The organism is Priestia sp. P1_B12_1 (assembly GCF_056406695.1).
The window spans coordinates 545,712-569,070 of record NZ_JBFTZR010000001.1 but is presented as its reverse complement, the minus strand read 5'-3'; the positions used below and the strand labels follow the sequence as shown (position 1 = coordinate 569,070).

25 protein-coding genes are annotated in these 23,359 nt (G+C 38.1%); 23 read left to right on the top strand and 2 right to left on the bottom strand.

Annotated features, from left to right (window positions below; all coding sequences use genetic code 11):
* The first annotated feature begins 72 nt into the window (after positions 1-72).
* The 7 genes from AC1D0Y_RS02945 (at position 73) to AC1D0Y_RS02915 (ending at position 6,209) form a co-directional block, all read left to right on the top strand.
* A complete protein-coding gene (locus AC1D0Y_RS02945; RefSeq protein ID WP_427596695.1) occupies positions 73-525 on the top strand; it encodes a DUF2663 family protein in 453 nt (150 codons plus the stop codon).
* A 54-nt stretch (positions 526-579) separates the two neighbouring features.
* The gene (locus tag AC1D0Y_RS02940) at positions 580-954 is read left to right on the top strand and encodes a hypothetical protein (RefSeq protein WP_060747014.1); all 375 of its coding nucleotides are present in this window, start codon (positions 580-582) and stop codon (positions 952-954) included.
* 20 nt (positions 955-974) lie between these two features.
* Entirely contained in the window at positions 975-1,742 is a 768-nt protein-coding gene (locus AC1D0Y_RS02935) for a metallophosphoesterase (protein ID WP_477707330.1), read from the top strand.
* 107 nt (positions 1,743-1,849) lie between these two features.
* Positions 1,850-2,761: a MerR family transcriptional regulator gene (locus AC1D0Y_RS02930; RefSeq protein ID WP_060747016.1), complete on the top strand. Its 912-nt coding sequence runs from the start codon at positions 1,850-1,852 to the stop codon at positions 2,759-2,761.
* 127 nt (positions 2,762-2,888) lie between these two features.
* Positions 2,889-3,491: a genetic competence negative regulator gene (locus tag AC1D0Y_RS02925; protein ID WP_013084906.1), complete on the top strand. Its 603-nt coding sequence runs from the start codon at positions 2,889-2,891 to the stop codon at positions 3,489-3,491.
* Positions 3,492-3,848: 357 nt separating this feature from the next.
* Complete coding sequence (locus AC1D0Y_RS02920; RefSeq protein ID WP_370506064.1) at positions 3,849-5,114, top strand: Glu/Leu/Phe/Val family dehydrogenase; 1,266 nt, start codon at positions 3,849-3,851, stop codon at positions 5,112-5,114.
* Positions 5,115-5,237: 123 nt separating this feature from the next.
* Entirely contained in the window at positions 5,238-6,209 is a 972-nt protein-coding gene (locus AC1D0Y_RS02915) for a YpdA family putative bacillithiol disulfide reductase (protein WP_028410725.1), read from the top strand.
* 19 nt (positions 6,210-6,228) lie between these two features.
* Here AC1D0Y_RS02915 and AC1D0Y_RS02910 read toward each other — a convergent pair whose 3' ends face one another.
* Positions 6,229-7,200: an asparaginase gene (locus tag AC1D0Y_RS02910; RefSeq protein ID WP_028410726.1), complete on the bottom strand. Its 972-nt coding sequence runs from the start codon at positions 7,198-7,200 to the stop codon at positions 6,229-6,231.
* 198 nt (positions 7,201-7,398) lie between these two features.
* Here AC1D0Y_RS02910 and prsW point away from each other — a divergent pair, with 198 nt between their 5' ends.
* The 10 genes from prsW to AC1D0Y_RS02860 all read left to right on the top strand — a co-directional run bounded on the left by prsW (position 7,399) and on the right by AC1D0Y_RS02860 (position 16,741).
* Positions 7,399-8,049 (top strand): glutamic-type intramembrane protease PrsW, encoded by a 651-nt coding sequence (prsW, locus tag AC1D0Y_RS02905; protein ID WP_028410727.1) that lies wholly within the window; start codon positions 7,399-7,401, stop codon positions 8,047-8,049.
* Positions 8,050-8,195: 146 nt separating this feature from the next.
* A complete protein-coding gene (gene sleB / locus AC1D0Y_RS02900; protein WP_043976367.1) occupies positions 8,196-9,128 on the top strand; it encodes a spore cortex-lytic enzyme in 933 nt (310 codons plus the stop codon).
* Positions 9,129-9,145: 17 nt separating this feature from the next.
* On the top strand, positions 9,146-10,495 hold the full coding sequence (gene ypeB / locus AC1D0Y_RS02895) for a germination protein YpeB (protein ID WP_028410729.1): 1,350 nt from the start codon (positions 9,146-9,148) through the stop codon (positions 10,493-10,495).
* A gap of 155 nt (positions 10,496-10,650) precedes the next feature.
* Complete coding sequence (locus AC1D0Y_RS02890) at positions 10,651-11,316, top strand: flagellar brake protein (protein WP_060747017.1); 666 nt, start codon at positions 10,651-10,653, stop codon at positions 11,314-11,316.
* Positions 11,317-11,385: 69 nt separating this feature from the next.
* Positions 11,386-11,562, top strand: a complete 177-nt coding sequence (locus AC1D0Y_RS02885; protein ID WP_477707329.1) for a YpfB family protein — start codon at positions 11,386-11,388, stop codon at positions 11,560-11,562.
* A 162-nt stretch (positions 11,563-11,724) separates the two neighbouring features.
* On the top strand, positions 11,725-12,399 hold the full coding sequence (gene cmk / locus AC1D0Y_RS02880) for a (d)CMP kinase (RefSeq protein WP_013059029.1): 675 nt from the start codon (positions 11,725-11,727) through the stop codon (positions 12,397-12,399).
* On the top strand, positions 12,396-12,983 hold the full coding sequence (locus AC1D0Y_RS02875) for a lysophospholipid acyltransferase family protein (RefSeq protein WP_034276893.1): 588 nt from the start codon (positions 12,396-12,398) through the stop codon (positions 12,981-12,983). Before cmk ends, AC1D0Y_RS02875 begins: the two co-directional genes overlap by 4 nt.
* A 162-nt stretch (positions 12,984-13,145) precedes the next feature.
* Positions 13,146-14,282, top strand: coding sequence for a 30S ribosomal protein S1 (gene rpsA / locus AC1D0Y_RS02870; RefSeq protein ID WP_477707328.1), 1,137 nt, complete (start codon positions 13,146-13,148; stop codon positions 14,280-14,282).
* Between the two features lie 16 nt (positions 14,283-14,298).
* On the top strand, positions 14,299-15,351 hold the full coding sequence (gene fni / locus AC1D0Y_RS02865) for a type 2 isopentenyl-diphosphate Delta-isomerase (RefSeq protein WP_028410733.1): 1,053 nt from the start codon (positions 14,299-14,301) through the stop codon (positions 15,349-15,351).
* A gap of 175 nt (positions 15,352-15,526) precedes the next feature.
* Entirely contained in the window at positions 15,527-16,741 is a 1,215-nt protein-coding gene (locus AC1D0Y_RS02860) for an MFS transporter (protein ID WP_060745938.1), read from the top strand.
* Positions 16,742-16,771: 30 nt separating this feature from the next.
* Here the strand turns inward: AC1D0Y_RS02860 and AC1D0Y_RS02855 are convergent, their stop codons facing one another.
* Positions 16,772-16,909 carry a YpzI family protein gene (locus AC1D0Y_RS02855; RefSeq protein WP_016765475.1) on the bottom strand — a complete coding sequence of 46 codons (138 nt, stop codon included), beginning with the start codon at positions 16,907-16,909 and terminating at the stop codon, positions 16,772-16,774.
* Between the two features lie 120 nt (positions 16,910-17,029).
* Here AC1D0Y_RS02855 and AC1D0Y_RS02850 point away from each other — a divergent pair, with 120 nt between their 5' ends.
* From AC1D0Y_RS02850 to spoIVA, 6 genes are all read left to right on the top strand, one after another.
* Positions 17,030-17,635: a YphA family membrane protein gene (locus AC1D0Y_RS02850; protein ID WP_028410735.1), complete on the top strand. Its 606-nt coding sequence runs from the start codon at positions 17,030-17,032 to the stop codon at positions 17,633-17,635.
* Between the two features lie 297 nt (positions 17,636-17,932).
* Entirely contained in the window at positions 17,933-19,243 is a 1,311-nt protein-coding gene (gene der / locus AC1D0Y_RS02845) for a ribosome biogenesis GTPase Der (protein WP_014458340.1), read from the top strand.
* Between the two features lie 17 nt (positions 19,244-19,260).
* Complete coding sequence (locus tag AC1D0Y_RS02840) at positions 19,261-20,292, top strand: NAD(P)H-dependent glycerol-3-phosphate dehydrogenase (protein WP_028410736.1); 1,032 nt, start codon at positions 19,261-19,263, stop codon at positions 20,290-20,292.
* Between the two features lie 314 nt (positions 20,293-20,606).
* On the top strand, positions 20,607-20,810 hold the full coding sequence (locus tag AC1D0Y_RS02835; protein WP_060745939.1) for a DUF2768 domain-containing protein: 204 nt from the start codon (positions 20,607-20,609) through the stop codon (positions 20,808-20,810).
* Positions 20,811-20,834: 24 nt separating this feature from the next.
* Positions 20,835-21,557: a hypothetical protein gene (locus tag AC1D0Y_RS02830; protein ID WP_060745940.1), complete on the top strand. Its 723-nt coding sequence runs from the start codon at positions 20,835-20,837 to the stop codon at positions 21,555-21,557.
* Between the two features lie 229 nt (positions 21,558-21,786).
* A complete protein-coding gene (gene spoIVA, locus AC1D0Y_RS02825) occupies positions 21,787-23,265 on the top strand; it encodes a stage IV sporulation protein A (RefSeq protein WP_013059017.1) in 1,479 nt (492 codons plus the stop codon).
* Positions 23,266-23,359 lie beyond the last annotated feature (94 nt).

Here is a 23,359-nt window from a genome sequence, read left to right as displayed (position 1 = left end):
TATTTTCAGTGCTATCCACATAATCTTTTATGTTCCCTCATATGTTGTACTAGCATACGAGGGGGTGGAATGATGGAAAACAAAGTGATAGACTTTGAAAGCGATGAAACACTTCAATATATATTAGCGAGCGTTATTAAAAGAAAAGAGACAGTCAATAAGCTGAAAGCTAAAGAGAAAAAATGGAAGCTTTTGTTTTTAGCCAGTGTAACGGTTGTTATTAGCTACTTTTTTTTCCTATTTCAAGGCGATTTTTTTACGACGTTTAGCGAATTTTTTTCATTTTTGTTAGGCAACATGGGACATTTGATGTTTCTATTGCTTACCGTCTCACTTTACTTTTATACTGTACAGCTGCAGAAAAAAAGCGAGAAAGCAGAAAAGACTTTCCAAGATTTGCGCTGTGAGATTATTAAAAGAAGCAAAGAGCTATGGGCGACGCCTGAAACATGGGAGCACCGAAAAGAAACGTTCCGCTGGATGCAGTCAACCTATGGAATTAATTTATATCATGAAAACAAATAGAATCGCATGAAAAAGCCTCTTTTTACATAGAAGTTTAGTGAAGGGGGTTTTTTTGTGAGGGATTGGTTTAACTTGCTGGCTGCGTGGTTATGCAGTTATTATATCAGCAGTTTAACGGCTGTAGGCTCAAAAGCTTCGTTAACCTATTTACTTATTCAAATGATTTTACATCCGTTAGATGTGTTTAGTGTTATAATCTTGTTTTTCACGGCTCTTTTTTGTCTGTCGACGGCAGTTCGTAAAGTGTTTCTGCAAAGTCGGTTGCTTCTAAAAGGCTATAAGGTAAAATGGCATGAATACCTTGTTTCATGTCTATGTGTGATAGGAATTTTATGGTTAAGTGCAATTGCGCTTTATCAAGTAGTAGGTTTGTTAACAATTGCGATAATTTATGCCCTTTCTTCTTTAAGAGAAACACATCGGGTATAAAATGAAAAGAAGGAGAATATATGGTTATTCTTTTAATGGTTTTAGCGTTAGGCATAGGGTTGCTGATTTTTATGTTTTCAGAAGCCCATCGTACACATGTGGAAGAAAGAACGATTCATTTATCAAGATTTCCTGAAAATCAGCAGCCTTTGCGCCTGTTTTTTATATCAGATATACATAAGCGAACAGTTTCGTCGAAGCTGTTGGAAAAAATACCGTGCGAAGTAGATTTTGTGATCATAGGCGGTGATTTACTAGAAGGAGGAGTCCCTTTATTGCGGGCTCGTCAAAATATTCAACATCTTAAAACGCTAGGACCCGTCTATTTTGTGTGGGGAAATAATGATTACGAAGTAAGTCAAATGCAATTGAAGCAGATGCTTAGAGATGAAGGAGTTATTGCCCTTAAAAATGAGCATGTCTTTGCCGTTTCTAAAGATGGTACTACATGCCACTTTGCGGGGGTAGATGATTTATCAGAAGGTCAGATGAATCTAAAGAGAGCTGTTTCTTCCATTGAACCTGAGCAGCTTACCATTCTTCTAAGCCATAATCCTGATGTTATCTATTATGTAGATGAGGAATCAAAAGTAGATTTAATTTTGAGCGGGCATACACACGGGGGACAGATACGCTTATTTAATTTGGGTATGTATGAATTAGGAGGACTGAAAGAAAAAAGAAAGATTCCTCTTTTTGTCAGTAACGGATATGGTACAACCTCTTTGCCTCTCCGTTTACAAGCTAGAGCTCAAACGCATTATATCACTTTAAAAAGGAAAGAATAGCCTTGAACAAACTCTTTACATAGCATATACAAATTTTACACAAAGGATAACTTATCCTATAATTCAATTAATAGATACAGTTCACGAAGAGTAGTTGGAGGTTACGTATGGCTCACGAAGGGAAGTATAATATTAAAGCCATCTCAAATATGGTCGGAATCCAGCCGGGAACTTTGCGTGCATGGGAACGACGCTATCAAATTTTAAATCCTGTCCGCAATGAATCCGGGCATCGGTTATATACAGAAGAAGACTTGCGGAAATTAAAATGGCTCACGGAAAAAGTGAGCGGAGGTTTTACCATCAGTCAAGCGGTTTCGCTATTAGAAACGGAAAGCAGTACAGTAGGAACGTTTGAAGAAGAAGGAGAAGTAGATTCCCCTCAAAAAATTAGGGATGAGCTGTTAACGATGCTTTTATCTTTTGAAGAAGGAAAAGCACAGGATTTAATTAATCATGCTTTTAGCCTGTATTCGGTAGAAAAAGTGGTTATTGATATTTTGGGTTCTCTACTCGTGACGGTTGGAGACATGTGGGAAAAAGGGCAAATCACAAGTGCTCATGAGCATTATACGACTCAAGTATTAAAAACGCGTATCAGCATGATTTTTTATTCGCTGCCTTCAAATGGCTTATTGCCTAAAGCGATTGCTGTATGCGGACCTAATGAGACACATGAAGTGGGACTCCTAGTTTTTACGCTATTTTTACGCCGTAAAGGGTTTGAGGTTATTTATTTAGGAAGCAGCATTGAAGATAAAGATGTTGAGTTAATTGTTAAAGAAGTAGACCCAACGTTTTTATTTATGTCATGTACAATGATGGAAAATGCCGAGAAAACACTAAATTTGACGAACCAAATGATAAAGAAATTCCCGCATCTCAAAGTAGGATTAGGCGGTTATGTGTTTGATGGTTTAGATAGCAAAAGAAAAGGCGAGGCTCAGCCGTTTATTTTAGGAAATACAAAAGAAGAGTGGAACAGCTGGCTAACAAAAAAATTAGCAGAAATTGATTGAGAATAGCTTGTCTTTCCTATCATAAACCTGTAAACTCGTAAGTAAACATCACGAACCGTTTTCCAAAAAATACATATACTGCATTATCGAACCATGTGGTTATGAGTGCAAGCGGGGAGGGACGCTAATGAGGCTTGAACGACTAAACTATAATAAGCTAAAAGTTTTTTTGACCTACGATGATTTAAAAGAAAGAGGGTTAACAAAAGAAGATCTATGGACAGATACATTCAAAGTAAAACAGCTTTTTCGTGAGATGATAGAGCAAGCTTCTCAAGAACTGAACTTTGAACCTACAAATTCTCTTTCTGTAGAAGTTTTTTCACTTCAAGCACAGGGAATGGTTGTATTTGTGACAAAGCAGTATGAAGAAGAAACCAGCTACGGTGAGTTCGATGAAGACGAGTTCGAAGACTTCATTGAAATGCAGGTCATGCTAGATGAAAGCGAAGACATGTTTTTTGAGTTTGATTCATTTGAAGATGTCATTCAGCTGACCAAACGCATGTCAAACTTTTACGATACGGATAGCGTGCTCTATTCATTTGAAAAACGTTTTTACGTGCTGTTGGATTATCACATGCTGTCACCGGCTGAAGTTGGGAATATGATTGCGGTTTTGGCGGAGTATGGAAATCCCTCTACAATTACAAAGCACCGCGTAAATGAATATGGAAAAATGTTAGTAGAAAAGAGAGCTTTGGAGTATATTAATTCTGTCTTTTCTTAACTGTTTAATTGAAATAATTACACCCGTGAAGGATAAAGCACTTTTATTAAAATAAGAGTGGCAGCACTTTCAGCTTGTACAAAGTTGTTGAAAGTGTTCTTTATCACCGGGTGTTTTTTATTTTTTTAAAACGATTAAAGCATACTAGAAAAGAGGCAGACTTAAAACATTGTAGCATACCTTGCAAAGTTATTGGAAGCGTTTTCTTAGAAGAACACAAAAAATACTAAAAGTTCGATATTTTCCTTTGCAATGTAAAACTAAGGGTGTATACTATGTCATGAAAGAAGCACCATTCAATTAAAAACGAATAATTTTCGATACATTTTAGGAGGTTTACAGATGGTAGCCGACAAGATGCAAGACAGTAAAAATAGTCAAGAAGAGAAGCATGATGTTTTAAAATCTACACAAACAGTGATACATAAAGCGTTAGAAAAACTAGGCTATCCTGATGAAGTGTATGAACTATTAAAAGAGCCATTACGAATGATGACAGTAAAAATTCCTGTTCGTATGGATGACGGATCAGTTAAGATTTTTACAGGTCACCGAGCGCAGCATAACGATGCAGTTGGTCCTACGAAAGGCGGAATTCGTTTTCACCCAAACGTAACTGAAAAAGAAGTAAAAGCTCTATCTATATGGATGAGTTTAAAATGTGGAATCGTTGACCTTCCTTACGGTGGAGGAAAAGGTGGAATTGTTTGTGATCCTCGAAATATGTCTTTTGGAGAATTAGAGCGTTTAAGCCGCGGATATGTTCGTGCGATTAGCCAAATTGTTGGACCAACAAAGGATATTCCAGCGCCGGATGTGTTTACAAATTCACAAATTATGGCTTGGATGATGGATGAATACAGCCGGATTGATGAATTTAACTCACCGGGCTTTATTACTGGAAAGCCCCTTGTCTTAGGTGGTTCACACGGCCGTGAAACAGCGACTGCAAAAGGAGTAACTATTTGTATTCGTGAAGCAGCGAAAAAACGAGGCATTGAATTACAAGGTGCACGGGTAGTAGTACAAGGGTTTGGAAATGCAGGAAGCTTTTTAGCTAAGTTTATGCACGACGCTGGCGCTAAAATTGTAGGGATATCCGATGCGTACGGAGCGCTGCATGATCCTAACGGTTTAGACATTGATTATTTATTAGATCGACGCGATAGCTTTGGTACAGTAACGAAATTATTCAATAATACAATCAGCAATAAAGAGCTGCTTGAACTTGACTGTGACATCCTAGTTCCAGCTGCGATTGAAAATCAAATTACAGAAGAAAATGCCCATAACATTCAAGCGAGTATTGTAGTAGAAGCAGCAAATGGACCAACAACTCTTGAAGCGACGCGCATCTTGTCAGAGAGAGGAATTTTATTAGTTCCAGACGTTTTGGCCAGTGCCGGCGGTGTAACAGTCTCTTATTTTGAATGGGTGCAAAATAACCAAGGTTATTATTGGACGGAAGAAGAAGTAGAAGAAAAGCTTGAAAAAGTAATGGTTAAATCATTTAATAACATCTACGAAACCTCTACAACTCGAAAAGTCGACATGCGTCTAGCTGCTTATATGATAGGCGTAAGAAAAATGGCAGAAGGCTCTCGTTTCAGAGGCTGGATTTAAAAACAGAACAGCAGAACAATTGCGTAAATAGAAAAAATCTCCTATCATTAATGAGGAGATTTTTTTGTTTTACACTGCGTTAAAATAAAAAAAGGTGCGTTTACAACTGAAGGAGTGACAGGCATGAAGAAAGAAAAAGTAATTATTGTTGGGGGAGGACCATGCGGCCTTTCAGCGGCTATTGAGCTTCAACATACAGGTATTGATGCCCTTGTAATTGAAAAAGGAAATATCGTGAATGCCATTTATAACTATCCGACCCACCAAACGTTTTTTAGTTCGAGTGAAAAACTAGAAATTGGGGATGTCCCTTTTATTACGGAAAATCGTAAGCCTGTGCGCAACCAAGCTCTTGCTTACTACCGAGAAGTGGTGAAGCGCAGGCAAATTCGAATTCAGCCGTTTGAACGTGTCTTGCAAGTAGACAAACAAGCGGAAAACCAATTTATTGTCACAACATCTAAAGAGACGTATGAAGCGGAGAATGTCATTATAGCTACGGGCTATTACGATCATCCTAATTATATGAATGTTCCTGGTGAAGAGTTATCAAAGGTATTTCATTATTTCAAAGAAGCGCATCCGTACTTTGATAAAGATGTAGTCGTTATAGGCGGAAAAAACTCTAGCGTCGATGCAGCTCTGGAATTGGTGAAGTGTGATGCAAGGGTGACGGTTATTTATCGTGGCTCAGATTACTCCCCTAGCGTAAAACCTTGGATATTGCCTGAATTTGAGGCACTGGTTCGAAATGGAACAATTGGGATGCATTTTAATGCTCATGTAACGAAAATAACGGATGAAACGGTAACATATGAGCAGGAAGGGAAAGAATCTACGATTCGTAACGACTTCGTTTTTGCGATGACTGGCTATCATCCTGATCATTCGTTCTTAACAAAAATGGGTGTGGAATTAGATGCTGAAACAGGCCGCCCTTCTTTCAACGAAGAGACAATGGAAACAAACGTGGAAGGAATTTATATCGCTGGTGTGATTGCTGCAGGAAACAATGCTAATGAGATTTTTATCGAAAATGGACGTTTTCATGGAAAATCCATTGCTTCTCATATTATCAACAAAAACAACGCATAGGCTTCTATGCGTTGTTTTACTAATGATTAAATAGCTGCTGCAGCTCATCATGATTCGTTGTTACTTGGAGAGCAACTAACAGTTTAATGCGTGCTTTAGGACCATTTAAGCCATTTGAAAAAATAACGCCCATCTCTTTCAACTGCTTGCCGCCGCCTTCATATCCATATACATCTTGAGCAATTCCATTAAAACAGCGAGAAACGAGCACGATGGGTATCTTTCGCTTCAAAAGCAATTGAATGCCTGGAATTGTGAGAGGAGGTAGATTTCCTTGACCGAGGGCTTCAATTACAAGTCCATCAACATTCATTGAAGCCACTGCTTGAAACAAGTGGTCGTCCATACCTGCATAAGCTTTTAATAAGGTGATTTGTTTATCTATTTGATTAACAGGATAAAATTCATGTTCTGTAGGCATGTGGTGAAAAGATACGCCGCGTTTTGTAATTAATCCTATTGGTCCATACTGAGGACTTTGAAATGTCGCCACGTTGCTTGTGTGGGTCTTGGTCACATTTTCAGCGGTATGAATTTCATCGTTCATCACAACTAAGACACCTTTTCCTTTTGCACCGTCACTAATAGCCACCCGAACCGCAGATATAAAATTATAAGGACCGTCTGAACCAATTTCATTGCTTGATCTCATGGCTCCAGTTAAGACAATTGGAATATCTGTATGCACTGTTAAATCTAAAAAATAAGCGGTTTCTTCCAGGGTGTCCGTACCGTGAGTTAACACGACTGCATCAATTTTGCCTTCATTAATTTTATCGCGTATTTTCTTTGAAAGTATAAGCATTTCCTTAGGAGTAATGTGAGGAGAAGGCAGATGAAATGCTTCTTCTACGATTACATTGGCCATACCTGAAACAGATGATGTTGAGCGGTGAAGCGGGTTTTGAATATCTGGTGTTACCGATCCAGTTGCCATGTCTTCTTTCATAGAGATTGTGCCGCCGGTGTGAAGAATATAAACAGTTTTCATAGAGAGCTCCTTTCAATTTTTCATATAAGTATGATACATTTTTTGGTATACTTGTTTAAGGTCTTTGTTAGGCTTTGTAAATCGACAGCAAGTTATGTGAGCATTTACATATAAAGGTAAGGACATTATAGACGGAGATTTTCATCCTAAAGATAACATGTTACTATTAAAAAAAATAGAGGAGATGAGGCGCTATTTATGTTGGCGATTGTATCTGCAGGCATTGCGCCAGGATTGGCATTGTTAAGTTTTTTTTATTTGAAAGATGAATATGAAACTGAGCCTATTTCAATGGTATTAAAAACATTTATTTTTGGAGCAATGCTTGTTTTGCCAATTATGTTTATTCAATATGTATTTGGTGAAGAACACGTTTTTCAATCACCTTTTCTTCAAGCATTTTTTACGACAAGCTTTTTAGAAGAATTTTTCAAATGGTTCATTTTATATTTCACGATTTATCAGCATGTGGAATTTGATGAGCATTATGATGGAATTGTTTACGGAGCAGCTGTTTCATTAGGTTTTGCTACCGTTGAAAATATTTTATATTTATTTGCAAATGGTTTAGAATCAGCGCTAGGAAGAGCCTTTTTACCTGTATCTAGTCATGCTTTATTCGGCGTCATTATGGGGTATTATTTAGGGAAAGCAAAGTTTTCTGAAGGAAAGGAAAAAACGAAGTGGACGCTGTACTCCGTATTTGTGCCGCTCATTTTACATGGAACATATGATTATATTTTAAAAACAATGGATCATTGGGTATTTATTATTATTCCATTTATGATTTATTTATGGTGGCTGGCATTAAGAAAAGTAAAAAAGGCCAAACAGCCATCGATTGTCTAGGCTCAGCTTGTAAATCTTTTTTGAGAGATTTATGAGCTGAGTTTTTTTCATTTCGGTAAATTTTGCGCATCTTGTATAAAAAAACAACCTTTACAAAAAATACTCCTATCATCTTATCAGTTACATACGATGTAGGAGGTTTTGTCATGTTATCATTTCGATGTTTTAAAAAGTATGCATGTCTCATATGCATATGTTCATTTATTGCAGCGTCCGTGGTGAGTCCAAAGGCCGCTCACGCGTTTTCAAATCAAGTCATTCAACACGGAGCAGTTGGAGATGATGTTATTGAGCTGCAGTCGAGACTTCAGTATTTAGGTTATTATAACGGGAAAATTGACGGTGTATTTGGATGGAGCACATACTGGGCACTGCGCAATTTTCAATATGAATTTGGCATTAAAAAGATTGACGGTTTAGCAGGCTGGCAAACAAAGATTAAATTAGCCAACGCAACAAAATATCACGAAAACTATGTGAAAAATCAAATTAGAAAAGGGAATAAGTTTACGCACTATGGCGGTCAGCCTCTTGATCAACAGTCTAAAGGAAGCGGTAGCAGTGGGAAAAGCAGGGGGAACAATGGTCAGCAAAAAGCACAAAGCGGATCTTCTCAAGCAAAAAAACCTGCCAGTCAGCCGCAGCGTAATACGTCTAAAGGAAATTCTGAACAACAGAAAGAAAAAGCACAAAAGCCAACAGCGGTGAATGTACCAAGCGGCTTTTCACAAAATGATATTCAGCTCATGGCAAATGCCGTGCATGGTGAAGCACGGGGTGAACCATATAATGGCCAAGTAGCCGTAGCGGCCGTTATTTTGAACCGAGTTAACAGTCCGTCATTTCCAAATACAGTCGCTGGAGTTATTTTTGAACCGCGTGCATTTACTGCCGTAGCAGATGGACAAATCTGGCTTGAACCCAATCCAACATCTAAAAAAGCGGTTATGGATGCGATTAACGGATGGGATCCTACTGGGAATGCGATTTATTACTTTAATCCGGATACAGCAACAAGCGCATGGATTTGGTCACGTCCTCAAATTAAGCAAATCGGGAAACACATTTTCTGTCGATAAAGAGAGGTGAAGGAAACATGATTCGCACAATTTTAATTGTATTATTAGCTATTGGTGTTGTAGGTGTAGGGTATTGGGGGTACAGCGAACATCAAGAAAAAGATGCTGTGCTGCTTCAAGCCGAGAATACGTATCAACGAGCATTTCATGATTTGTCATATCAGCTAGATTTATTAAATGATAAAATCGGTGGCACGCTCGCCATGAGTTCGAGAGATCAGCTTTCGCCCGCGCTTGCAGAAGTATGGCGTTTAACTTCTGAAGCTCATAACAATGTAGGACAGCTGCCTTTATCGCTTTTACCGTTCAATAAAACAGAAGAGTTTCTCTCAGATGTTGGTGACTTTACGTATAAAGTGGCGGTAAGGGATTTAAGCAAATCCCCCTTAACAGATAAAGAGTATAAAACGTTAAATTCGCTTTATGATCAGTCAGGCGAAATTCAAAATGAAATGCGCCAAGTACAGCATCTAGTCATTGATAATAACTTGCGCTGGATGGATGTTGAGCTAGCCTTAGCGACAAAAGAAAAGCAAGGGGACAATACGATTATTGACGGATTAAAAACCGTTGAAAAAAGTATGGATTCTTTTGCCGAAACAGATTTAGGCGTTATGAATGCAACGAATGAGCAGGAAAAAAACGCTTTTCACCAATTAAAAGGTAGAGAAGTTAGTGAAGATGTTGCAAAACAAGTGGCGCGTTCGTTTTTGAATTTAAAAGGAAATGAACAAATTCATATTGTAAAGAGCGGAAAAGACGCTGATTATGAGGCGTACAGCTTAACCATTACAGATCCAAAGACTAAACAAGAGACGTATATGGATATTACACAAAAAGGCGGATATCCGCTTTGGGTGCTCGAAGATCGAGATATTAAAAAACAAAATATTAGTTTAAACGATGCTATGAACAAAGCGAATAAGTTTTTAAAAGATCATCGTTTTGAAAGCCTAGTGATGGCTGAAAGTGCTCAATACGATAACATGGGAGTCTTTACATTCGTAGAGCAAACGGAAAGCGGAGTTCGGATTTATCCGGATTCAGTTAAAATGAAAATGTCTTTAGAAGATGGATCTGTGATTGGTTTCTCAGCTAAAGACTTCTTATTAAAACATCGTACGAGAGATATTCCAAAACCTAAAATTTCGAAAGAACAGGCAAAAACCAAGCTGAACTCGAACGTAAAAGTGATGGAAGACCGCTTGGCAATTATTACGAATGATTTAAACGAAGAAGTGCTATGCTATGAGTTTTTAGGGACAATAAAAAATGACACGTATCGAATCTTTATCAATGCCGATACGGGTTTTGAAGAAAAAGTCGAAAAACTGCAAAACTCAGAACCTTTATATAATGAAGTGTAAAGTTGATAAAAACCGGTGTCTATAGACACCGGTTTTTGTGTTTTTTAATATTTTATTGAGTCTAAATAACTAATTTTTATTTACAAAATAAACATATTTGACTATGTTTGAATAAAGGGAAAAAGTGTATATAGTGGAACTGAAGAAGAGAGAAGATGATAAAAGCGGGAATGAGGTTGACGTTAGAGAGCGGGCACAGAGAGTCTACATTACAAAAAACATATCGATGTAAGGTAGTTGAGTTTACGGAAGAAGTGATTTATATTAGCTATCCGCTAAATGAAGAAACGCAGCGAAGTGCTTTTTTACTAAAAGGTACAAAATTGTTTGCCACGTTTATTGGATACGATCAAAATGTATATACCTTTCCAACTGAAGTAACAGGGCGTGAAATAAAAGGCATGCCTGTTGTGAAGCTCTTTTACCCGGGCGATAAAAAGTTAAAATCGATCCAAAGAAGAAATTTTTTCCGTGTGCCGCTTACAGTGAAGGCGGTGGTAGAAAGTGAACAAGAACAGCAGAACGTAATGGAAATCATGACTAAAAACATCAGTGCGGGTGGAATAGCCGGCTCCTTCCATCACTCGCTGCTTTTTAATGAGAAAGATTCGGTTGTTGTACGATTAAGTCTTCCTAATCGTGAGGGAGCTTTGCTGCATCTTGAATTAAAAGGGGAAGTTGTACGAATTACCGCCCCGACTTCTTGTAAAGTAGGTCAGCTATCTATTAAATTTATGGGTATGGAAAAACAAACGAAAGAAATGATGATTCGTTATACCTTAAAGCGTCAGCTCGACCTAAGAAGAAAAGGACTTCTTTAGCGTATAAAAAAAACTTCTCTTTCCTAAACTGTAAGCAAAGGTATTACTTCTTACAAAAGGAGAAAAAAGGTGAATCGAGTAGAACGAATTTTAATTAAATTAGTGGTTATTCAATTTGTATTTTTAATAATTGCTCAATGTATTTTACTATCTAGCAGTCACAGTACATATTTCTCAAAGGTTATTCAGTATGAGGGAGTGAGCAAAAATAATTTTAATGAAATTATTGAAACATTCGACCAGTAGTCGGACGTATGGTAGAATAACTAGGAAAGAAACATGCAGTGAACACCAGGCAGGAGAAGACCCCCTGCTCTTTTTTTCGTTTATAAACGTTTCATATAAAATGGCTCATTGTATAAAAGATGAAAGTGGTTTGTTCCTGTTTTGAAATTAAGGGAGGCACTTATGGAAAAACAAATTTCAATCGCAATTGACGGTCCTGCAGCTGCTGGGAAAAGTACAGTGGCAAAGATTATAGCAGAAACCTTATCATATATTTATGTTGATACAGGAGCGATGTATCGTGCTCTAACGTATCAAGCGCAGAAAAACCAGGTAGATTTACAAAATGAAGAAGAGCTATTGCATTTACTTAACGAAACAGTAATCGATTTAAAGCCGTCTGAATCTGGACAGGTAGTCATCTTAAATGGACAGAATGTTACAAGTGAAATTCGTTCCGCAGAAGTAACTAACTCTGTATCCATCGTAGCGAAACATCGTGCAGTTCGTGAAGAGATGGTAGCGAGACAGCAGGGCCTTGCTAAAGATGGAGGCGTTGTAATGGATGGACGTGATATCGGTACACACGTGCTTCCTCACGCAGAAGTTAAAATCTTTTTATTAGCGTCTGTGGATGAAAGAGCACAGCGACGCCATGACGAAAACATAAAAAAAGGTTTTGAATCAAATTTAGAACGTTTAAAAGAAGAAATTGCCCGCAGAGACAAGCTGGATTCTGAGCGCGAAGTAGCACCTCTTAAAAAAGCTGAAGATGCAATTGAAATCGATACAACTTCCCTATCGATTGAAGGAGTTGTAGAAAAAATACTTTCTATTACAAAAGAAAGGATTGGATGATTTTGAGCTTTTATATGTTTGCACGTGCCATTGTAAAAGGCATTTTAACACCAGTTTATCGTTATGAAGTAATCGGTGCAGAAAATATCCCTTCAGAAGGCGGAGTTTTGCTTTGTTCAAATCATATTGACAACTTAGATCCGCCTACTGTAGGTGTGACATGTCCAAGGCCTATTTCGTTTATGGCAAAAGCAGAGCTGTTTAAAGCACCTTTTCTGAAGACGGTTCTGCCAAAGTTAGAAACATTCCCCGTAAAGCGCGGGATGGCAGATCGTGAAGCTTTGCGCCAAGGGTTAAAGATTTTAAAAGAAGGAAAAGTGCTTGGATTATTTCCAGAAGGAACAAGAAGTAAAGATGGAAAATTAGGAAAAGGAATGGCTGGAGTAGGCTTTTTTGCTTTGCGTTCAAAAGCAGCTGTTGTTCCTTGTGCTGTTATTGGTCCATATAAGCGTTTTGCAAGGTTAAAAGTAGTGTACGGACCGCCAATTCAGATGGATGAACTTCGTGAACGAAAGGCATCAGCCGAGGAAGTAACCGAAGTTATTATGAAAAGCATTGGTGAATTAATTGAAAAATATCAATAGTTTGTAACCTTATGACTTGACAAAAGATTCTATTTATTAGAAGTTAGTAACAAAGAGAGTTTTTTCTATACAGAGCTATATACAATAATGATGAGCTAAAAGAGTGAAGAACTCTTACAAGGGAATACATATTGTAGATGGATATTGGAGGAGGAAAAGACGATGACAGAAGATATGAATCAAGTAGAGGTAACGTCATTAGAAGTAGGGGAAACAGTAAAAGGTACTATTACAAAAGTAGAAGAAAAGCAAGTGTATGTAGATGTACCTAACAGCAAACTAGACGGTATTATTCCAATTAGTGAATTAGCGAGCTTACATATTGAAAAAGCAGGGGATGTAATCCAAGAAGGTGCCGAAGTCGAAGCGAAAGTAATTAAAGTGGAAGACGATGTGCTTGTGCTATCTAAACGGGCTGTAGATGCTGAAAAAGCATGGGACGGTTTAGAAGCAAAACTTTCTTCAGGTGAAGTGTTTGAAGCGGTAGTCAAAGAAATTGTCAAAGGCGGATTAGTAGTAGATATTGGTGTAAGAGGGTTCATTCCAGCTTCTCTTGTTGAAACTCATTTCGTTGATGATTTCGCAGAATATCAAGATCAAACTCTTACAGTCAAAGTAGTGGAATTAGATAAAGACAAAAATCGCGTGATCCTTTCGCATCGTGCAGTTGTAGAAGAAGAGCTTGTACAACAAAAAGAAAATGTTCTTGAGTCATTAAAAGAAGGTCAGGTTTTAGAAGGAACCGTTCAGCGCTTAACAGACTTTGGTGCGTTTGTAGATGTAGGCGGAGTAGATGGGCTAGTGCATATCTCTCAGCTTTCACATACGCGTGTAGAAAAGCCTTCAGACGTAGTAGCTGAGGGAGATACTGTGAAAGTCAAAGTATTATCTGTTGACAAATCAACGGGTCGTGTTTCATTATCTATTAAAGATACGTTAGAAGGTCCATGGTCCAACATTTCTACGAAGCTTCGCCAAGGTGATGTAGTAGATGGAACCGTTAAAAGACTTGTATCTTTTGGAGCTTTTGTGGAAGTTCTACCTGGAGTAGAAGGACTTGTACACATTTCTCAAATTTCACATAAGCATATCGGGACACCGCATGAAGTGCTTTCTGAAGGCGAAAAAGTGACGGTGAAAGTACTTGATGTGAATGAACAAGAACGACGCGTTTCGTTAAGCATTCGTGACCTTGAGGAAGAAGAGCAAGAAGATTACGGTGACTATGAATTACAAGAAGAGTCAAAAGGCTTCCAATTAGGTGATATGATTGGAGATCAATTAAAAAAATTAAGATAAGTAATGGTGATGATTTGTGAGCAGAGCAAAACGTAAAATTGATCACATTCATCATGCGATTCAAACGGGACAGCATCGGCTGCATGGGCTAGATGATATTCGCTTCGTTCATAATAGCTTACCAAATACAGGCGTGCACGATGTTCATATTGATACAAAAATTGGCGAACTTTTGTTAAGTTCGCCAATTTTTATAAATGCTATGACGGGCGGAGGCGGACAAGAAACGGAACGGATTAACCGTTCGTTTGCTCAAATTGCTCATCATGGTCAATTAGCAATGGCCGTTGGATCGCAGATGGCTGCGATTAAAGATGAAAAGGAAGAACAATCATACAGAGTAGTGCGTCAAGAAAACCCTAACGGAATTATTTTTGCCAACCTAGGCAGTGAAGCTACAGTTGAACAAGCTAAAAAAGCGGTTGATATGCTTGAAGCAAATGGACTTCAAATTCATTTAAATGTTATACAAGAACTGGTCATGCCAGAGGGAGATCGTGATTTTACCGATGCATTACGTCGTATTGAACGCATTGTCCGAGAAGTAACCGTTCCTGTAATTGTCAAAGAAGTAGGTTTTGGGATGAGCGCTCAAGCAGTGCAAAAACTTAAAGATGTTGGTGTTGAAATCGTTGATATTGGTGGGTACGGTGGTACCAATTTTTCGAAAATCGAAAATGAAAGACGAGCAAAACATTTTCACTTCTTTAATGATTGGGGAATTTCCACAGCAGCTTCTTTAGCGGAAGTATCTCAGCACGTAGAGGGTATGTCCATTATTGGTTCAGGAGGTATTCAAACTTCTATGGATATTGCTAAGTCTATTGCGTTAGGAGCTTCTGCAACGGGAATGGCAGGATATTTTTTATCCATTTTAATGAAGTCAGGTTTAGAAGCAGTTGTAGAAGAGATAGCGGAGCTGCATGAGGAGTTAACGTTTATCATGGCTGCGCTAGGAGCAACTTCTATTGCTAAACTTCAGCAAATGCCTCTAGTTATTACAGGAGATACCCATAGCTGGCTGACTCAGCGAAATGTATCTATAGAAACATTTAATAACAGATCATAAAAAAGCATGCAGTTAACTGCATGCTTTTTTATTTCTTTAGAAGATGAATGATCGCGTTTTTATTTAAAAAAACAAAAAAGGTGGGCAGAAGAAGTGACAAAAAGCATGAAATCCCAAACGTTAGCCCCTTATAATAGGTTAAATAAACAGAAAAATCAGAAAAAGAGGTGGCGTAATGAAAAAGGGACATCCTATATTTACAATTTTTCTTTTCTTTTTAGGCTGGGTTTTCATGTATGCAGATCGTAATATTTTATCTCCGGTTATGGGAGATATCGGTGTGCAGTGGGGCCTTAATAAAGCGGAACTTGGCCTAATGTCTACCGTATTTTTTGCAGCGTATGCAGCTATGCAAATTCCAACGGGTTTTTTGGCAGATCGATTTGGTCGCGTTAAGATCTTAGTAGCTGGATACATCTTGTTTGGAGTTGCCACATTTTTTACAGGACTTACAACTACTTTCGGTATGTTCTTACTCATGCGGGCGCTGACAGGACTTGGAGAAGGAACGTATTATGGTTCACAATACGGAATTTCTTCAAGCATCACGTCTGAACGATACCGAGGTCTAGTGTCGGCGCTCATCAATAGTGGAATGGCTTTTGGTATATCGCTTGGTTTTATCGGTTCTACATACATTACATATACGTTAGAAAAAGACTGGCAGTTTACTTTTTACTTATTTGCTATTCCGACTATAGTAATAGCTGTTTTAATAGCTTTCTTTGTAAAAGATAAGCAAAGGGATCAAGAAAAAAATTCGCCAAATAAAGAAACAAAGCAGTCGCTAAAAGTATTATTTACAAAAAATCATATTTTCGTATACATTTTAATCTTCTGCTCTCTTTACGGATTTTTTGGGATGCTGACGTGGCTTCCTTATTATTTGCAGCACTCGCGTGGCTTAGAAGGGTCTCAAACAGGCATCATAGCATCTTTAGTACCGTGGGCGTCTATTCCAGGAGCAATCTTCTTTGGATATATATCTGATCGAATTGCAAATAAAAAAGCATTAATTGTGAGTTTGTCAGTAGCGGGCGCTTTATGTCAATTTTTTATTCCCTATACAGAGAGTTATTCTTGGCTATTAATCGGCTTAAGTGTGTACGGTCTGATAGGGAAATTAGCATTAGATCCCATTTTGATTTCGTATATGGCGGATATTACTCCATCGTCCATGTACTCTAAAGTGTACGGTTTTTTCAACTTCAGCGGCATGCTGTCATCGATCTTTGCACCTTACATTACCGGATATTTTGCAGATAAACTTGGAAGTATGGAATTTGGATTTTATTTGTCAGGAGCACTATTGTTAGTGGGAGGAGTTCTCTTTTTGTTTACAGGAAAGAAAGAACGTTCCTATCCTGTTTCACATCCAGTTTTAAAATAAAAAATGCGCTGACTTAGTCAGCGCATTTTTTTATTTATGATCATTTAACTCGCGCGCTTCTTCAGGACTTTGCAAGCTGGTGGCTCCCGGATAGTGAAGTCCTTGATCACGGTCAGATTCAACTCGTTTTGATTCCTTTAATTTTTTCTCTTGACGATCTTTTCCCATTTTATATTCCCTCCTTTTTTCTGATAGGTTGTCCAAAATAAGGGGTTCTATTCTAAAACTCCGATTAAGTTTGCCAAAATTGATACATACTGATGACAGGTAGAGGAGGTGCCATATTCAGTGGACGGAATTTTCTTTTATTGGCTTTCGTGGATGGGATGGATTGTTGCGACTTTTCTTATGCCCAAAACACCTAGGCGTTGGAAGGTAGCAGCCATTATATTAATCAGTATACTCCTAAGCGGAATGAACATGCATACGGCTCAGTTTTCATGTAGCTACACCGCTTTGTTTTTAGTGGGGGTAGCGTGTATTTATGCTTCAGGCTACAGCAGGTTTCAGCAGTTATATTATGTTATTGTATGCGGCATTATAATAATTGCCTATGCTGGTTTTTGTTTACTTGAGCTCTATGATCCTGTGTGGATTTTTATTGATCGTAAGTGGATTTTGACTGGACTTATCTTATATATTTGCTTTATGGTGATTAAAGATGCTGAAAAAAGATTCGCAGCGATCATTTTAGGTGTAGTTGGAGGAGATTTTTTATACGCAGTTGTCATTCGAGATATTGCATCTTATGAAGTAGGGTCTCTTCGGACGCTCGACGTTTTAGCAACAGCAGTAGGAGCTATGTTTATTTGGGAGATGCTGGTTTATTTCTCTGCTTATTTAGATTTGTACGTGCTGAAGTCTCACAGGCAAAAGCAAAGTACTTACAAATAGAAGAAGAGATTTCGTAAAATTATATTGTTGTTACCGGTGATTTTTGATAAAATTGTTTGATTGAAAGAGTAATGCTTATTCAGCGGATAGGCAGTTAATCAGCTTGGTGTAAAATAGAGCTGATAAAAAGCCTGCTTTATCGCTTATGATCGATTAGTAGAGGTCATGCCACGCTGCATGGCCTCAATTTTTGAAAAACGAATGATCTTATTTATTTGTACATGTAGATAAATACCTTTAGTCGATTAAAGACTGGTTGCCTATACATAAAAAAGATCAAGGAAAGGGAAGAATCGTATGCCAAAACCAATTATTGCGATTGTTGGTCGTCCCAACGTAGGAAAATCAACAATTTTCAACCGAATTGTAGGAGAGCGAGTATCTATTGTAGAAGATATTCCGGGTGTAACTCGTGATCGTATCTATAGTTCAGGTGAGTGGCTGAATTTGGACTTTAACATTATTGATACTGGCGGTATTGATATTGGAGATGAGCCATTTTTAGAACAGATCAAACAGCAGGCAGAAATTGCAATTGATGAAGCGGACGTAATCATTTTTCTAGTGAATGGACGCGATGGAATTACTGCAGCTGATGAAGAAGTAGCGAAAATTTTATATAAATCCAAAAAGCCCGTTGTCCTAGCTGTTAATAAAGTAGATAATCCTGAAATGAGAGAATTAATCTATGATTTCTACGCACTAGGATATGGAGAACCGTTCCCAATCTCAGGAACGCATGGTTTAGGTTTAGGTGACCTGCTAGACGAGGCAGCTAAGCACTTTCCAAAAGAAAAAGACGAAGATTACGGAGAAGAAGTCATTAAATTTTCATTGATTGGTCGTCCTAACGTAGGAAAATCTTCATTAGTTAATGCTCTTCTAGGTGAAGACCGTGTTATTGTCAGTGATCTTGCCGGCACGACACGCGATGCCATTGATACAAAGTTTACAAAAGAAGATCAAGAATATGTTGTTATTGATACAGCTGGAATGAGAAAACGTGGAAAAGTGTACGAGAGTACTGAAAAATACAGCGTACTGCGCGCATTAAAGGCAATTGAACGCTCAGATGTTGTCTTAATTGTATTAAATGCTGAAGAAGGTATTATTGAACAAGATAAGAAAATTGCTGGTTATGCACAAGAAGCTGGAAAAGCTGTTGTCATCGTTGTGAACAAATGGGATACAGTAGAAAAAGATGAGAAAACAATGAAAAAATTTGAAGAAAATATACGTGAGCATTTTCAGTTCTTAACATATGCTCCAATTGTATTCCTTTCAGCTAAAACGAAAAAACGTACGCATACGCTATTGCCAATGATTGATCTTGCAAGCGAAAGCCATGCGGTGCGTGTAGAAACAAGCATCTTAAACGATGTGATTATGGATGCAGTAGCAATGAACCCTACGCCTACTCACAACGGCAACCGCTTAAAAATCTATTACACAACTCAAGTAGCGATCAAGCCGCCAACTTTTGTTGTGTTTGTAAATGATCCTGAGCTAATGCATTTTTCATATAAGCGTTTCTTAGAAAATAAGCTTCGTGAAGCTTTTGGATTCGAAGGAACTCCAATTAAAATTATTGCAAGACCAAGAAAATAACAGAGGATGTGATCGGCGTGGAAAGAATAGCTGTACTAGGAGCAGGAAGCTGGGGAACTGCATTAGCTTTCGTATTGGCGGAAAATGGACACGATGTTCGCATTTGGGGACATAGACAACAAGTCATTGATCAAATCAACGAGACGCATCAGAATGAAAAATATTTGCCTGGTGTAGAGCTTCCTCATCAGATTAAAGGTTTTACGTCATTAGAAAAGGCAATAGAAGGTGTTGAAACCCTTATTTTAGCTGTTCCAACGAAGGCCATTCGTGAAGTGTTGCAGCAGCTAAAATCCCTTACCGATGAACTATTTACAATTGTTCACGTAAGTAAAGGGATTGAACCGGATTCTCTTTTACGTATATCTCAAATGATTCAACAAGAAATTGATACAAAAGACATCGTTGTCTTATCAGGTCCGAGTCATGCTGAAGAAGTAAGTAGAAGGCAGCCGACAACCGTGACGTCAGCTTCAGCAAATATACAAGCAGCAGAAAAAGTGCAGGATTTATTTAATAATCAGCAGTACTTCCGTGTTTACACAAATCCTGATGTGATTGGTGTGGAAATTGGGGGAGCGTTAAAAAATATTATTGCTCTTGCTGCTGGTATCACGGATGGACTTGGATATGGTGACAATGCGAAGGCCGCTCTTATGACTCGTGGCTTAGCTGAAATCGCTCGTTTAGGTACTGTGCTTGGTGCCAATCCTCTGACGTTCTCAGGTTTAACCGGGATTGGAGACTTGATTGTAACGTGTACAAGCGTTCATTCTCGAAATTGGCGCGCTGGTAATCTTCTTGGAAAAGGCAAAAATTTAGACGAAGTATTAGAAAATATGGGAATGGTTGTAGAAGGTGTACGCACGACGAAAGCAGCTTACCAGCTATCTCAAAAATATGACGTAAAAATGCCGATTGCTGATGCTTTATATAATGTACTGTTTAATGATGTGAAGGCAAAAGATGCAGTAGACGCCCTTATGTCTCGTACTAAAACACATGAAATGGAAGATTTAGCGAATGTTTTAGGAGAAAAATTAAATTAAGTGCAAAGAAATATGAAAAATAGGCAATTGGTGATACCCAAAATCATTTACTTGCATAAAATAACGTGTAAATAAAGATGAGTAGAACTGTTAGTATGGGAATATTTAGTTATGATCGAAGCGAAGAGCCCCCTTCGCTTCGATTTTTTTTATGTAAAAAAGCAGGAATTTGTTAATTTAATAGGAAAGTAATTACTATAGAGCTTGAATTACTGGAAGGTAAATAAATAGTGAATTTAGAAAGTTCTATCAATATCCATCTTAACTATAAGTCCTTATGTTATAATAACGGTGAAAAAAGGAGTGGATGCAATTTGTCACCAGGTTTGTTAAAGATGTGGATTTCATTGGGTTCCATTGTATTTATGTTTATTTCGGTATTTTCTATTTACTTTAGTCGTTATAAAATTACGAACCGCATTGGTAAAATTGTACTCGCTTTCATTGCCTATTCGCTTATGATTGTATCGGGTCTTATTATGGTAATTGTTGTATTCAGCGGTCCGACAGATGCTTAATGTACATATGGTAGGGTGAGGGAAATGAAAAAAATCATGCTAACGTCTATTGTTGGGTTAACCATTTTTGTATTATCCGGTTGTTTGTACCCGGCGGAAAGAATGTCTCAAAATCAAGTTCCTTATAAAGATCAAGTTGCTTCCGTGCAAACGGCGGTTGATCAATTTAAACAAGAAAGCGGAGGCTTATTGCCAATAAAAACGAAAGATATGGACACGCCGATTTATCAAAAATATCCAATTGACTTTACGAAAATTGTTCCTAGATACATGCAAGACGCACCTGGGAATTCGTATGAAAGCGGAGGGATATTTGCGTACGTACTTGTGGATGCAGAAACAAACCCCACGGTTAAATTATTAGACTTACGGATGGCGGATACGATTCAAGATGTTAACGTACATTTGAATATATACCGTCAAAATCATAAAGGGTACGTACCGTTTAAAGACGTCATCGCTCCCGGCGTATTCTCTATTAATTATAAAAAATTGAATATGAAAGAGCCTCCTGTCGTTACTAGCCCATATACAGGGAATAGTCTTTCTTTAATTGTTAATGGACAGGGAGATGTATTTGTAGATTATCGTCCTGATTTGTATGATGCCATTCAAAAGCATAAAAGCTCCTACAAACCTGGTGAAGATATACGAAAGCTCCTTGTGGAAAACAGTGATTTTGTACCTGCTTACTCTCTTCCTTATACAGTCAACGATAAGAATGAACCAATATTTTTTAAAAAATAAGTCATGAACCCCTTCTCCTTGAATAATATTCAGAGAGAAGGGGTTTTCTCTTTCTTGTACACCAATAATGATAATCAGAATGACTAAGTCAGCATGTGCATGAAAAAAATCATAAATTTTTCTATCAAAAGTCATATTTTAATAGGACAACGTCATAACTATATAGTGTCCTAATTTACTCTCGCAATGGATGTCATATTCCATGAACTCATAGATCGGAGGGGATCTTTTGGAAAAGGTGGATGTATTTAAAGATATCGCTGAACGTACAGGAGGCGATATATATTTAGGTGTGGTGGGAGCAGTTCGAACAGGAAAATCTACATTTATTAAAAAATTTATGGAGCTGGTGGTCCTGCCTCACATCGAGAACGAGGCAGAAAGAGCTCGCACACAAGATGAACTACCACAAAGTGCAGCTGGAAAAACGATTATGACAACTGAGCCGAAATTCGTACCGAATCAAGCAGTTAATGTTTTGGTAGATGACGGGCTAGAAGTTAACATACGGTTAGTAGATTGTGTAGGATATACGGTGCCTGGGGCTAAAGGGTACGAAGATGAAAACGGACCTCGAATGATCAATACACCTTGGTATGAAGAACCAATTCCATTTCACGAAGCGGCTGAAATTGGAACGAGAAAGGTAATTCAAGAACACTCAACGATTGGTGTCGTCATTACAACTGATGGTTCAATTGGAGATATACCTCGTCAAGATTACGTCGAAGCAGAAGAGCGCGTCATTAATGAGCTAAAAGAAGTAGGTAAACCATTTATCATGGTTATTAATACCGTACAGCCATATCATCCTGATACAGAAAAGCTTCGTGCAAAACTTAATGAAAAATATGATATTCCAGTATTAGCGATGAGTGTGGAAAGCATGCGCGATACTGATGTGATGAACGTATTAAGAGAAGCACTCTATGAGTTCCCTGTATTAGAAGTTAACGTTAATCTACCAAGCTGGGTAATGGTTTTAAAAGATAAACATTGGCTGCGTGAAAGCTATCAAGAAGCCGTTAAAGAAACGGTAAAAGATATTAAGAGGCTGAGAGACGTTGAACGGGTAGTAGAGCAATTTAGTCAGTTTGAGTTCATCGATCAGGCTCGATTAGCCGGAATTGAGATGGGGCAGGGAATTGCCGAAATTGACTTATACGCTCCAGATGACTTATACGACCAGATTTTGAAAGAAATCGTGGGAGTAGAAATTCGCGGAAGAGATCATTTGCTGCAGTTAATGCAAGACTTTGTTCATGCAAAAACCGAGTATGATCAAGTCTCTGATGCCCTTCGTATGGTTAAACAAACGGGTTATGGTGTAGCTGCACCTTCGCTTTCGGATATGAGCCTTGATGAACCTGAAATTATTCGCCAAGGATCGCGTTTTGGAGTTCGTTTAAAAGCAGTGGCACCTTCTATACACATGATTAAAGTGGATGTAGAATCAGAATTTGCGCCGATTATCGGAACGGAGAAGCAAAGCGAAGAATTAGTTCGTTATTTGATGCAAGACTTTGAAGATGATCCGCTTTCAATTTGGAATTCAGATATATTTGGCCGCTCTCTAAGTTCAATCGTAAGAGAAGGGATTCAAGGAAAGCTGTCGCTGATGCCTGAAAATGCGCGATATAAGTTAAAAGAAACGCTAGAACGGATTATTAACGAAGGATCCGGAGGTTTAATCGCGATTATTCTATAAGCATGTAACGTTAGGCTCCTCATAAAGGAGCCTCTTCTTTTTGGATAGATCATACAAAACTTTACATATATTGTGATAGATCGCGTGGTTATCC